We start from the raw sequence: 12300 nt of genomic DNA, 5'->3' as shown, positions 1-12300 counted from the left end.
ATTACCTCGCCGTTTTTTGTATAATGGCGAGCCAATTTGCTGGCGTAGCTCAGTTGGTAGAGCAGCTGATTTGTAATCAGCCGGTCGCGGGTTCGAGTCCCATCGCCAGCTCCATATTTATCAAAGGCTTAGGTAGAAATACCTAGGCCTTTTTTATTGTGCTGACCATAAAGTGTCCACTTTTTTTCATTGGGTTAGCTTAATGCCAATACAGGGAAATTAAGGGGGGGCGAGGAAAAGAATGATTTGTTTAAATAGAAAGCGAATTGCTGCTATTTTGAGTGTAGACAAACATCTATATATAGTTTGCGAATGGCAAAAAAATGCTATATATTGATTTCTAGCACTCTGATTGTAAGAGTGCTAACGCGTTGAGAGTAATCCGCCAGAGGTTGCAGCCTCTAGCGGATCGGCAGTGACAAAACTTTAATCAGCGTACTGCCACCTAATACTGAAAGGCGGCGAATCATAGTTGAATTGCTTTGATTTTTCAACCATTTTTCCCGCGTTGGATTCTTGCGCTGATTCCTTTTTTAAGGAATTTAAAATGAGTAATACAAATAAGCCCGGTGGAAACACCGGTAAGAACGGCGGCATCTTTCAGGAAGTCGGTCCGCGGGGTGGTCGAAAAGACAACTACGCGGCCGTTCCTGATAATAAGACGCTGCCACCCACTTCTAAACCCGGTCATTCTTGGGAGCAAATTAAGCGTACTCCTGATAGTCATCGGAAATAGTAGTGGTTTAAAGGCGGTCGTAAGACCGCCTTTTTATTTGCTTAGATGATGTGTTGGTCGTTTCGTTTAAGGAGTTGTGATTATGAAATGTCCGTCTTGCGGCGCTGCCGAGCTGGTGGGGGATACCCGAGACATGCCTTACATCTACAAAGGCGAGTCTACGATGATTCCCGACGTAACCGGCGAATTTTGCCCGGCCTGCGATGAAGTGATTACAGATGCCGACGAATCCCGGCGCACGATGGCTTTGATGATTGAATTCAACAAGCAGGTCAATGCGTCGATTGTTGACCCCAGCTTTATTGCCAGCGTCCGCAAAAAATTGGCACTCGACCAAAAGGAAGCATCGGAGATTTTCGGTGGCGGTATCAATGCCTTTTCCCGCTACGAGAACGGCAAAACCAAGCCACCGCTGGCACTGGTCAAACTTCTAAAAGTCCTAGACCGACATCCGGATTTGTTGGACGAAGTTCGGACGGCTTAGCCTAGTTTTGGGCGTTGTCCCGTGGGACACTGGCGGGACACCCAGAGATAAAAAGCCGCGGTCATTGAGCATAAGCGTTGCTCTTAGATGCCTGTAACATCGTCAACAGCTCTTTAATCTCGTCCAGGCTCAAATATTTCAGCTCGAACTCGTCAATTTTTAAGCTTCTTAACCTTGCCGACAGGGTTAGGCTCCGACCAGTCGCCCGAGCGGCCCAGCTCGTTAAAAATCGCGTTTAGATAAGTCTGCTCGTGATTGATCGTATTGGCCGACACGCCGGCCGCTAATCGCTCGTTGCGATATGCTAAAAACAAATCCGCGTCGATCTCGATGGCTCTTGGATTCTTCAACCGACTGCACATGTTCCGGATCATCAGCAACTGGTTTTCGCCGTCCTTCAAATGTTGGCCGTGTGACTGATACCATTTGTCCACCAACTCCGACAATCGCCGGCTATCCTTAGGCGTTGGCTCCCAATCCGGCCGCTGCTTTAATCCAGGCTTCCCAGCGTAACGCCTCCGCCTTGGTCGGAAAGCTCTTTCGATAACGTTTTCCGCCAACCCCGCGTTCGGGCGAATATCGGCAAATCATTCGCCGGATTCCTGTTTTTTATGCTCATTGGCTACAACTGCAGTATTGTTCCTGAATGCGTTACCATATATACATTAAAATGATAGCTGAAGTAGGAAGAGGTTAGGCCTGTGCTGTTCAGGGCTCGCTGGTCGCTTCGAATTCAGAATATTTAATTATTTTTCGGTGTTCTATATTTCTGTAGAACATTAGTTTATCTGTTTAATTGGTTTTTAAATGGCTTATCATCAGCGCGATTTGTTTGAAGTGGGTTATTATGAAACATTTTCTGCGTTAATTGATAGTTGCGGCGAACCTGCGACAATCGTAGTAGGTTGTGGGAAATCCAAATTAGGTGAATCTTCCGCCGCTAGAAATCTGTATACCTCGTTTCGCTTTAGAGCTGCTTGCGAAATTGCTGAAACATTGAATGCGAAATATTATGTATTGTCTGGCCTTTATGGTTTAGTTGAACCAAGCAAAGTATTGCCTTCTTACGATTTTGATATTGCAGTAGCCGATTCTGACCATATGATTAAATGGTGTAAGCAAATTGAATCAATGTTAAAAAGGAAGAAAAATAATATTAAGAAAATATGCTTGTTAGCTAATAAAATATATTCTGAAGCTTTTATGAGTGTATGTAGTAAACAACTTCAGCAGGTGTCAGTTATAGCACCTCTAGTGTCGATTGATGAGTTTTACTATGACGACTGGCACAGAAAAGCATTGTCTGATTCAAAGCGATATCGAGATTTGAGACAGTTATATGGTTTGATTAAAAAATCTCGTCTATCTGGGAAAACTTTTTTGCTCAGTAAATTAAGAAATCAATCGCTACCCAAAAGAGGTGTGTATGTATTTCTTGATCTCAACGAACCAAATTTTTTAGGTGAGCCTGGAAGAATAGTCCGTATAGGGACACATGCAGTAAGTGAAGGATCAAAAGCAACGTTAAAAAATCGCCTTAGATGCCATGCTGGTCAAATTGATGGAACAGGCAATCATAGAGGATCAATATTTCGCCTTCATGTGGGGAGAGCACTACTTGTTAAGGAGGAAACTGTCGCATCACTTACTAGTTGGGGAGATGGTCAGAATGCATCAGCCTATATTCGAAATATTGAAAAGCAACATGAACTCCGCGTTAGCGAATATCTTGGTTCGTTAGAGGTTTTTGTGATAGATGCGGACGATGTGCCCAGCAAAAATAGTTTAAGGGCAAGCATTGAGAGGCAACTGATCGCTCTATGTTCCGAAGATTTCCAACTAATCGATCATCCTTCCAAGGAATGGCTTGGACAATTTTCTTCGATGCCTACAATTGTACGCTCAGGCCTGTGGAATCTAAGGGACGTTGGGCGTAAATATGACGCTGATGGTAGTGGCTCCGTATCTGACATTATTAGGGGATTTAAATAATGAAGCACCTTCGAACTGCATTCGAAAGGCAACCGAATTTGCATCGTTTTTTGTGCCATTTATATCAGCGAATTGCCGAAAAGCGTCTGAATTTGGTTACTGGGGCTGGAATATCGATTGATGTTGGCGTTCCTTCTTGGTTTGGCTTGCTTGATCGTTTGTCGGAGCGTTCTGAAGAGTTAAAGGTAGATATTGGTTTTCACAGGGAAAACGGGTTAAATCCAGAATATCTTGGTCAAATAATTTTTCATCGCATAAAAAACGAACCTCGGTCCGATGTCAGTTCTGATTTACTTGAGGCAACTGTAAATCGTGACTGGTCTAACGCAATTCACGAGGCAATATATAAAGATCTTGATAAAAATATTACTGAAATTCTGGGCAGGCATCCTTACTTAAATGATCTATGTGAGTTGGCTAAAAAATTGTCTTTGGTAATAAACTTTAACTTCGATGATATTCTAGCGGAGGCTATGAATTTTGTTTCAGAAAAAGAAAAGTCGTTAAGCCAACGACCATTTACTGTGGTTTACCATCCGCCTTTATTAGACAGGTCGGATGCTACGACTATTTATCATGTAAATGGGGTTTTGCCTCGCGAAAATTTAAAAAAGCGTAGTCCGCAACTTATTTTTACTGAGGATTCATTTGCTGATGCTTTAGCGCGTTCTCCGGGAATTAGTAGCGAATATATATTCTTGCGTTTCGTTCAAAATACAATGCTGCTAATCGGTCATTCTTTAAATGACACTTCTCTCAAAAACTACCTGAGGTTGAATCGCGATAAATGTCCTGCAAATCATCATTATATGATTTATTGGCTTGATAAACCGGATTCTTTGTCTGCGCAACAGCGAAATGATTTATTCGAAGCTAATTTGGAGTTGTATAATTTAATAACTATATTTCTAACGTCTCCCGAAATCAAGGAAGTATTGGAATTGCTTAACAAAAAAGAGGAAAGGGATTTTCGCGACTTAATTGATGATATTGTTGATGAAGGTTGCTCGTTTAATTACTATATTGTTGGTCCGGTTGCTGCGGGAAAGTCGAGTGTACTTGAACAGTTACGTTGTTTTCATACGTATGAAGAATGGACACGTTTGCCTCCGAAGGAAATGTATTTGTCATTTGACAAATTAGATGACAACGAAAAGGAAAAAGTTGACAATTTTGTTTATGGAGAGCTCAAGGAGAAGAATATTCGCATTAGTAAAGCGGGTGTTGGGTTCCACTTCATGGATCGTGCACCTTTAGATTTATATGCTTTTTCGAATGACGATAAAGAGCGAAAAGATAAAACTAAATCTATTAAATCCAAGGTGACTCGGCATCAGGGTTTTCAAAGAGGAGAAATTATATTTGTTACGGCGAAAGGTGAGACTTTGGTAAAGCGTAACCTTGGGAGAGGTCGCCTTCCCTCAAAATCAGGGGAGGAGGGTTATCTAGAACAACAAAGTGGTTTTCTAAAAGATCTCTATAATCCAAATATCATTATTAATACTGATAATATGATGCCAGGGGAGGCCGCGCGGAAAATTGCTAGACATGTATTGCTTGACGAATATTCTCCAATAGACCTCAACAAGATCATGGACAAATATTCATGAAGCGGCTAAAAAAAATAAATATTTATTTTGCAGCGCCGCTCTTTAATCCTGTTGAGCGCGCATTTAATGAAAGTCTAGTCGCTCGTCTTGATGAATACGCTGACATATTTCTTCCACAGCGCGATGGCGCATTGCTAACTAAGCTTGTTTCTGATGGCAATACAGTTGAAAGTGCTAGAAATAAAATATTTAAAAAAGATACCAGTGCTATTCGGAACTGTGATCTTGTTGTTGCTGTATTAGATGGGCGAACAATTGATGAAGGCGTTGCATTTGAACTCGGTTACGCGTTTGCATTGGGGAAAACATGTGTAGCATATAAAAGCGATGATAGGGTAATGCTTCCAACAGGTGACAATCCGATGATAGTAATGAGTTGCAAATATCATTGTTCGACACCAGATAGTTTAATTGATGTTATTCTAAATATTAATTTAGATAAGCTGGAAAGTAAGAATTCTCTCCACTCGTCCTCTTCGTTGCACAATACAATTTACAAGTAAAATAGACGATGTATTGATTGTCTTTGTTTAACTCTGTATATCTAAACCTTTATCATCCCTGGCTGAATAACAGTAATTCCATTTTGCTAAAGCCTTAGCTACCGTTACCCAGCGCTGTCTAGTTTTGTCTGGTTGCCTCCAGCTCAGGGCTGATTTGTCCAGTTTCTGGGTTGGTCTGTTCTGTGGCTATCGATTATGCGTATTCAGGCTATAGCTTAATACTGCTTCCAAATGTTATTCTTCGTTGGCTCAAATTGGGTCTTTGCGCTTGATGTTTGACCATTTTGCACGGTCAACGCTTGTTATCTCTTCTAAAGATTTTGGAGCTTGTCCTTTAAAGTCAATTACCTGAAAAGTCGCTCGCGCAAGGTTTCCATAGCGGTAGCTTGTAAATATAGCAGTCATATTTTACCTGTAGCCCAACAAGCACTAATACTACCCCAAACGCCCGACAACATGGAACAAGCCCAACAATGGCCCTTGCCGGCCGTCGTCCCGGTTATGCATCGGGAACGCTTCCGCGAGCTAACCGGCATCCTCTCCGGCGTCCTCGAAGGCTGGGTGACTCGCGGTTATATCCCGATTGTCGCGATTGGCAAACACAAGCTAATCAACATCGTCGAGCTAACCCAAACCAGCAAATTTCGATTCGTGCCCAACGCCTGTGATGCAATCCATGACCCAGTTGGTTCGGGCCGCGCTGGTGCCGTTCGACGGCGAGCGGCCTTGGCCGCGCAGTTCGGCGACGATGGCGGCGATCAAGTGCAATTGGATGTTTTCCGGATTCGGCGGCAGGTAGCGTTGGGTGCCCGTAGGAGTTTCCAGCTCGATCTGCGTGAAGGCAAAAGTCGAGAAGCGGATCGTACCGGTAGTGCCTAGGATTTCGACGCTGTCGCTTCGGTCGGTGTCCGTGGCGGTGAAGGTCCAGAAACCCGTGCCCAGCGCGCCGCTTGCGAATTTAAAAGATGCCGCGACGGTGTCTTCCGCCGGATAAAGTCCGCCGCGATTTTCGGCGCAGCCTTGGGCGTCGACGATGGCGCCTAGTAAAAAGTCCAATAGGTCCAAGCTATGGCAGGCCAAATCGAAGAAGTAACCGCCGCCGGCCACGGCCGGGTTTACCCGCCACGGCAAGCTGTTTGGATTGCGGTCGGCCGGGCGCGGCGATTGCACCAGGCGCACGTTGACCGCCAATACCGTGCCGATCGCGGCGGTATCCAACAGCGCTTTGACTTGCAAAAAATACGGCAAGGCTCGCCGGTAATAGGCTACGAATAGCGGCAGGCCGGCGGCGCTGGCGGCTTGGTTCATGGCCTGGCATTCGGCGTAGCGGCAGGCCATCGGTTTTTCGACGTAGACCGGTTTGCCGGCTTGCAAGGCCAGCACTGCGTATTCGGCGTGGCTGGACGGTGGCGTCGCGACATAAATGGCGTTGACCCCCGGATCGGTCATCAGCGCCTCCGCATCGGCATACCATCGCGGGACACCGTGGCGCGCCGCGTAATCCGCCGCCTTGCGGGCATCGCGGCCCATCACCGCCACCAGCCGCGAATGCTCGATCTTATTGAAGGCCGGCGCGCTTTTGCGTTCGGTCACCGCGCCGCAGCCGATCATGCCCCAGCGTACCTCGTCGAGAACGATCCCCATCGCCGCGAGAACTAAACCGCCGGACGGCGCTTACACCGGATATTCGGCGTAACGCGGCAGATCGTCGCCGTCGCAAGACCAGTCGGCGCGCGAATCCCAAAATATCCGCGCTTGCGGCTGGATCGGCGCGGCATCGTCCAGTGCGCCGGCTGGAATTACCACGCCGTTCAATTCCGGTACGAAGCGAGCCACCGCCGCGCCGCATTCGCTGCAAAACTGGCGGGCAAAGCGTTGGGCGTCCGGTACTTTAAAGCGCTTCAGCAAGCTTTCGCCTTGGGTAAAACTCAGCGCTGCGTCGCCGATGATCAGATTGCTGGCATGGCCGGTGCCGCTGGCCTTGCGACAGCGGCGGCAGTGGCAGTGGTAAAAACGTTGCGGCTCGCCGCGCACTTGAAATTGCACGGCGCCGCACAGGCAACCGCCGTTTAACGTGACTTCGGACATTGGACCTCCGGAAAATGGCGACGGCCGGGCGGCGAATTCGCCCGGTCGTCGCAGTTGGACTGACAATCAGAATGCACTTTTGATCACGCCGCCGTCAACCCGCAGCGCGGCGCCGGTGGTCGCCGCAGCCAGCGGACTGGCCAGATAGCAGACCAGCGAGGCGACTTCGTCGGTCGTCGCGAAGCGTTTGATTAACGAAGTCGGGCGGACGGTTTCGAAAAATTGTTGTTCGAAGGCCTCGAAGCTGATGCCTTGTTGCTCGGCCAGTTGGTTGACGAAATCGCCAACGCCGCGCGAGCGGGTCGGGCCGGGCAACACCGAATTGACGGTGATGCCGGTGCCGGCCACGTGTTCGGCCAAGCCGCGCGCCACCGCGATCTGCGCAGCCTTGGTCATGCCGTAATGAATCATTTCCGCCGGGATTTGCACGCCGCTTTCGCTGGAGATGAACACAATCCGGCCCCAGTCGGCGGCGCGCATCGCCGGCAGATACAGTCGGGCTAGGCGCACGCCGCTCAGCACGTTGACTTCGAACAACCGGCGCCAGTCGGCGTCAGGAATGTCTTCGAAGGCCACCGGTTCGAAGATGCCGAGGTTGTTGATCAAAATATCCACCTGGGGATGGGCGGCCAGCAAGGCCACCGCCGTGTCGGCCTGAGCTAAATCGCCGGCAAAGCCGAACAACTGGTTAGCGGCGCAGGGCGTTAGCGCTTCGATCGCCTGCGCCACCGACGCCGTCGAGCGGCCGTTGACGATGACGTTCGCGCCTTCGCCGGCCAGCGCCTTGGCAATGGCGAAGCCGATGCCGGCGGTGCTGCCGGTCACCAACGCGGTTTTGTCGTGTAATTGCAAATCCATGAAGACTCCTGATCGATTGTGCTGATGGTTCTGACTGGCCGAGACTAGCCGATTAATATTGCAAGCAGGGGAAATCGATATAGCCGGTGGCGCCGCCCGGTGTGTACCAGTGGGCGACATCGGCTTCCGGATTCAATGCCGCGTTCCGGGCAAAGCGTTCCACCAGGTCCGGATTGCTGATGAACGGCCGGCCGAACGCGATCAGGTCGGCCGCGCCGGAAGCGATGGCTTGCTCGGCGCTGGCTTGATCGTAGCCGGAGTTGCCCATCAGCGGCCCGTGGAAATACTCGCGGAATTCGCTTAAGGTCATCGCGCTGCCGAGTTGGTGAAATCCAAAGCCCAGGCCGTCCATCACGTGCAAATAGGCCAGGCCGAGTCGGTCGAGTTGTTGAGCGACGTAAGCGAACTGCTCGCGGTAATCGGCCGACCCCATGTCGTTGAAGGCGCCGTTGGGCGACAGTCTAACGCCGATGCGGTGCGCCGGCCAGACCGTCGCGATCGCGGCAAACACTTCGCCGAGCAGGCGATAGCGGTTGGCGATGCTGCCGCCGTAGGCGTCGTCGCGGTGATTGGTTTTGGATTGCAGAAATTCGTCCAACAAATAGCCGTTGGCGGCATGGATTTCGACGCCGTCGAAGCCGGCTAGCAAGGCGCGTTCGGCGGCGCGGCGATAATCCTCGACGATGCCGGCCAATTCGGCGGTTTCCAGCGCGCGTGGCGTTTCGTAAGGCTGTTTGCCTAGCGGCGTGTGAATGTAATCGCCGTTTAGTTTTATCGCGGACGGTGCGACGGCCGGTTGTCCGCCGTGAAAGCTGCTGTGCGAAGCCCGGCCGCAATGCCACAGTTGCATGAAAATCCGGCCGCCCCGGCTGTGCACCGCGTCGGTCACCTGGCGCCAGGCTTGCGCCATCGCATCGCTGTAAATACCGGGCGTTTCCACCCAGCCCAAGCCTTGCTCGGAAATCGACGTCGCTTCGCTGATCAGTAAGCCGGCGGAGGCGCGTTGCCGGTAATATTCGGCCATCATGACATTGGCCAGCCGTTCCTGGCCGGCCCTGGCGCGAGTCAACGGTGCCAGCACCACGCGGTTGCTCAGCGTTAAATCGTGCATTTGAAAGGACGTTAATAGTTGCTTGGACATGGCTTACTCCTGGTTTAGATTGTGTTTGTCGTTGAAAGCGGTTGTTGGGTTCAATTCAGTCCGCCGTTGGCGCGCAGGACTTGGCCGTTGATCCAGCCGCCGTCCGGGCCGGCCAGAAACGCGACGACGGCGGCAATGTCGTCCGGCGTTGCCAGGCGTTCCAGTGGCGGCAGCTTGCGTAAACGTTCGACTTGCTCGGCGGTCTTGCCGTGAAAGAACAATTCGGTATCGGTCGGTCCCGGCGCGACGCAATTCACGGTAATATTGCGGCCGCGCAATTCGTTGGCAAAGGTGCGGGACAGGGCTTCCACCCCGGCCTTGGCGGCGTTGTAGATCGCATAGCCGGGCAAGGCCAGGCCGATCGCGCTGGTCGAAAAATTGACGATTCGGCCGGCGTCGTTCAAGTGTGTCGCCGCCAGGCGCAACGTGTTGAACGTGCCTTTCAAGTTGACCGCGACGATGTCGTCGAAGCCGGCGTCGTCGGTTTCCGCCAGCATTTGCAATTTCATGATGCCGGCGTTGTTGACCAGCACGTCGATGCGCCCCAGCGCTTGCTCGGCGTTGGCGAATAACTCGGCGACTTGCGCCGGATCGCTGACGTCGGCGGGCACAGCCACCGCTTGCCGGCCGATCAGGCGAATTTGCGCGGCGACCTCATCGGCGGCCTGGGCGTTCGCGGCGTAATTGACCGCGACGTCGAAGCCGTCTTGTGCCAGACGCAGCGCGACGGTCTTGCCGATGCCGCGCGACGCGCCGGTGATTAAAGCGATTTTTGCCATCCGAACCTCCGTTTTGCGGCGCCAGCGCGCCGGTTGCAATAGACGGAATTCAGTATATTTTTAGGATTTCATCGGATAAACGGGCAAATGCCGATAACACTGTTCAAAATTTCTAACTATTCATACGGCGTTGCCCAATCGCTTTTTCAGGAAACCAGTCCTCCAAGATGAATCAACTCGACGCGATCAAAATCTTCGTTCGGGTCGCGGAAGCGGCCAGTTTTACGCAGGCCGCGGCGGATTTAGGCCTGCCCAAGGCCTCGACCTCGCTGGCCGTGCAATGGCTGGAAAACCAAACCGGCATTCGCTTGCTGCACCGCACCACCCGGCGAGTGCAAATGACTCAGGACGGTCAGGTGTTTTACCAACGCTGCCTGGAATGGCTGGCAGACGCCGAGGAACTGCAAGACATGTTCCGGATCGATCCGGCCGACGTGCGCGGCCGGCTGCGGGTGGATATGTCGGTCGGCGCGGTGGCCGGCATCGTGATGGCGCGCTTGCCGGAATTCATGGCCCGCTATCCGAACGTCGAAGTCGAACTCGGCGCCACCGACCACTTAGTCGATATCGTCGCCGAAGGCTTCGATTGCGTGATGCGGGCCGGCACCATCTCCGACTCGCGCTTGGTGGCTCGCCGCTTGGGCGCCTATCGGCAATTGAATTGCGTCAGTCCCGCGTACGCCGCCGCCTACGGCATCCCGCAAACCCTGGCCGATTTAGCCGAACATCGTTTGATACATTACGCCCTGAGCCTGGGCAGTAAACCCGCCGGCTTCGAATATGTCGATGCCGCCAGCGGCGACGTCCGCAACCTGCCGATGGCCGGCAACTTGACCGTCAACAGCTCCATCGCCTATTTCTCCGCCTGTCTGGCCGGTTTGGGTATGATTCAGGGACCGGAACCCAACCTGGAACCCTACCTGCAGCGCGGCGAGCTGATCGAAGTCTTGCCGGACTACCGGGCCGAACCGCTGCCGGTCACGCTGCTATACAGCAACCGCCGCCACCTGTCCCGGCGCGTGCAGGTCTTCATGTGTTGGCTTGAAGGCGTTATGACACCGCATTTGCAAGCGCTCGCGCCCTCGCGGCCCTAACGATGGCGGGATTGCCGGCGCCGGACTCGTTCGATCGGCGCTTGGCCGAAGCCGATGCGTTGCTTGGGCGTGTTGCAGCTTTCGGCGCAATGGTTACTAAGCAGGCGCAATCCATGGACTTGGGCGGCGAGCAACCCGGTTAAGTTACGGATTAACCGTTTGTCCCGAGCACGGTCGACGGGCGAAGGGTTAAACCGTCCGCAGTTCGACAAGCTCACCACGAACGGTTTAACTTATCGGCATATGGGCGACTATTTCGGCTATGTCACCGGCTTAGACGGTTTTCTCTGGGAGGGGAGGGCGCCAACTATCCGGACTTCCCTGATCGCTAAGCGGACGTCAAGCCAGCCATCGAGACGGCCGGCTGCGGTGAAGCCGCGTAACGCGGTCCGCCGCTAACCTTATTGAGCCGGCCCTTAAAAGTTCAAACCTTGCGTGCTTATCGAAAGATTGGCCGTCTTGCCAGAGGCGAACGGCCGTTTAGACTTCGCGAGGCCGGAATAACAAACACCCAGGAGACCTTATGACTGTTAAACGTATGGACAATGTCGGCATCGTCGTGGCCGATCTCGATGCCGCCGTTGAATTTTTCTTGGAACTCGGCCTGGTCCTGGAAGGGCGTATGAACATCGACGACGAATGGGCCGGGCGCGTCACCGGCTTGCGCGGCCAGCGCGTCGAGATCGCCATGCTGCGTACGCCGGACGGCCACGGCCGCATCGAGCTGGCGCGTTTCGACGCCCCAGCCGTGGCTTCCGATCACCGTGCCGCCCCGGTCAATGCGCTGGGTTACCAGCGCGTCATGTTTGCCGTGGACAACCTCGACGACACGCTGACCCGGCTTGGTCTGCTCGGCGCGACCGTGGTCGACGAGGTCGTCAACTATCAAAACAGCTACCGGCTCTGCTACATTCGGGGTCCCGAAGGCATACTGCTTGGCTTGGCCCAGCAACTTGGGCAACAGACCGATCGAGAGAATCCGCTGGCGGATAGCGGTTGAGCTGGCAATCCGCCG

13 protein-coding genes and 1 tRNA gene are annotated in these 12300 nt (G+C 52.2%); 8 read left to right on the top strand and 6 right to left on the bottom strand.

Features of this window, described 5'->3' with window-relative positions; translation table 11 throughout:
* Positions 1-38 precede the first annotated feature (38 nt).
* Both BJL95_RS03765 and BJL95_RS03760 read left to right on the top strand, forming a co-directional pair.
* Positions 39-114 (top strand) — tRNA-Thr (locus tag BJL95_RS03765).
* A 704-nt stretch (positions 115-818) separates the two neighbouring features.
* On the top strand, positions 819-1220 hold the full coding sequence (locus BJL95_RS03760) for a type II toxin-antitoxin system MqsA family antitoxin (RefSeq protein WP_064028737.1): 402 nt from the start codon (positions 819-821) through the stop codon (positions 1218-1220).
* Between the two features lie 152 nt (positions 1221-1372).
* Here the strand turns inward: BJL95_RS03760 and BJL95_RS03755 are convergent, their stop codons facing one another.
* The gene (locus BJL95_RS03755) at positions 1373-1666 is read right to left on the bottom strand and encodes a hypothetical protein (RefSeq protein WP_071155603.1); all 294 of its coding nucleotides are present in this window, start codon (positions 1664-1666) and stop codon (positions 1373-1375) included.
* Between the two features lie 361 nt (positions 1667-2027).
* Here BJL95_RS03755 and BJL95_RS24450 point away from each other — a divergent pair, with 361 nt between their 5' ends.
* Genes BJL95_RS24450 through BJL95_RS23580 form a run of 3 tightly spaced genes read left to right on the top strand, consistent with a single transcriptional unit; the run spans position 2028 to position 5325 of the window.
* Positions 2028-3212 (top strand): DUF6884 domain-containing protein, encoded by a 1185-nt coding sequence (locus BJL95_RS24450; protein WP_139306116.1) that lies wholly within the window; start codon positions 2028-2030, stop codon positions 3210-3212.
* Positions 3212-4822, top strand: coding sequence for an SIR2 family protein (locus BJL95_RS03745; RefSeq protein ID WP_071155599.1), 1611 nt, complete (start codon positions 3212-3214; stop codon positions 4820-4822). The genes BJL95_RS24450 and BJL95_RS03745 overlap by 1 nt, the downstream gene beginning before the upstream one ends.
* Positions 4819-5325, top strand: a complete 507-nt coding sequence (locus BJL95_RS23580; protein WP_083385610.1) for a nucleoside 2-deoxyribosyltransferase — start codon at positions 4819-4821, stop codon at positions 5323-5325. Before BJL95_RS03745 ends, BJL95_RS23580 begins: the two co-directional genes overlap by 4 nt.
* A gap of 624 nt (positions 5326-5949) precedes the next feature.
* On the opposite strand, the gene BJL95_RS03740 is transcribed toward BJL95_RS23580, so the two are convergent.
* The 5 genes from BJL95_RS03740 to BJL95_RS03720 all read right to left on the bottom strand — a co-directional run bounded on the left by BJL95_RS03740 (position 5950) and on the right by BJL95_RS03720 (position 10191).
* Entirely contained in the window at positions 5950-6969 is a 1020-nt protein-coding gene (locus BJL95_RS03740) for a Gfo/Idh/MocA family protein (RefSeq protein WP_071155597.1), read from the bottom strand.
* A 30-nt stretch (positions 6970-6999) separates the two neighbouring features.
* On the bottom strand, positions 7000-7413 hold the full coding sequence (locus tag BJL95_RS03735; RefSeq protein ID WP_071155595.1) for a GFA family protein: 414 nt from the start codon (positions 7411-7413) through the stop codon (positions 7000-7002).
* A gap of 66 nt (positions 7414-7479) precedes the next feature.
* Complete coding sequence (locus BJL95_RS03730; RefSeq protein WP_071155593.1) at positions 7480-8271, bottom strand: SDR family NAD(P)-dependent oxidoreductase; 792 nt, start codon at positions 8269-8271, stop codon at positions 7480-7482.
* Positions 8272-8323: 52 nt separating this feature from the next.
* Entirely contained in the window at positions 8324-9412 is a 1089-nt protein-coding gene (locus BJL95_RS03725) for an alkene reductase (RefSeq protein WP_071155591.1), read from the bottom strand.
* A 50-nt stretch (positions 9413-9462) separates the two neighbouring features.
* Positions 9463-10191 (bottom strand): SDR family oxidoreductase, encoded by a 729-nt coding sequence (locus BJL95_RS03720; RefSeq protein WP_071155702.1) that lies wholly within the window; start codon positions 10189-10191, stop codon positions 9463-9465.
* A 167-nt stretch (positions 10192-10358) separates the two neighbouring features.
* On the opposite strand from BJL95_RS03720, the gene BJL95_RS03715 reads away from it, so the two are divergent.
* The 3 genes from BJL95_RS03715 to BJL95_RS03710 all read left to right on the top strand — a co-directional run bounded on the left by BJL95_RS03715 (position 10359) and on the right by BJL95_RS03710 (position 12285).
* Positions 10359-11285 (top strand): LysR family transcriptional regulator, encoded by a 927-nt coding sequence (locus BJL95_RS03715; RefSeq protein WP_071155589.1) that lies wholly within the window; start codon positions 10359-10361, stop codon positions 11283-11285.
* A gap of 2 nt (positions 11286-11287) precedes the next feature.
* Complete coding sequence (locus BJL95_RS25425) at positions 11288-11428, top strand: hypothetical protein (RefSeq protein ID WP_157197869.1); 141 nt, start codon at positions 11288-11290, stop codon at positions 11426-11428.
* A 380-nt stretch (positions 11429-11808) separates the two neighbouring features.
* Complete coding sequence (locus tag BJL95_RS03710; protein WP_071155587.1) at positions 11809-12285, top strand: VOC family protein; 477 nt, start codon at positions 11809-11811, stop codon at positions 12283-12285.
* The last annotated feature ends 15 nt before the right edge of the window (positions 12286-12300 follow it).

The organism is Methylomonas sp. LWB, from assembly GCF_001856095.1.
Lineage (GTDB): Bacteria > Pseudomonadota > Gammaproteobacteria > Methylococcales > Methylomonadaceae > Methylomonas > Methylomonas koyamae_A.
The sequence above is the reverse complement of the archived record's forward strand: the minus strand, read 5'-3'. Positions and strand labels throughout refer to the sequence as shown.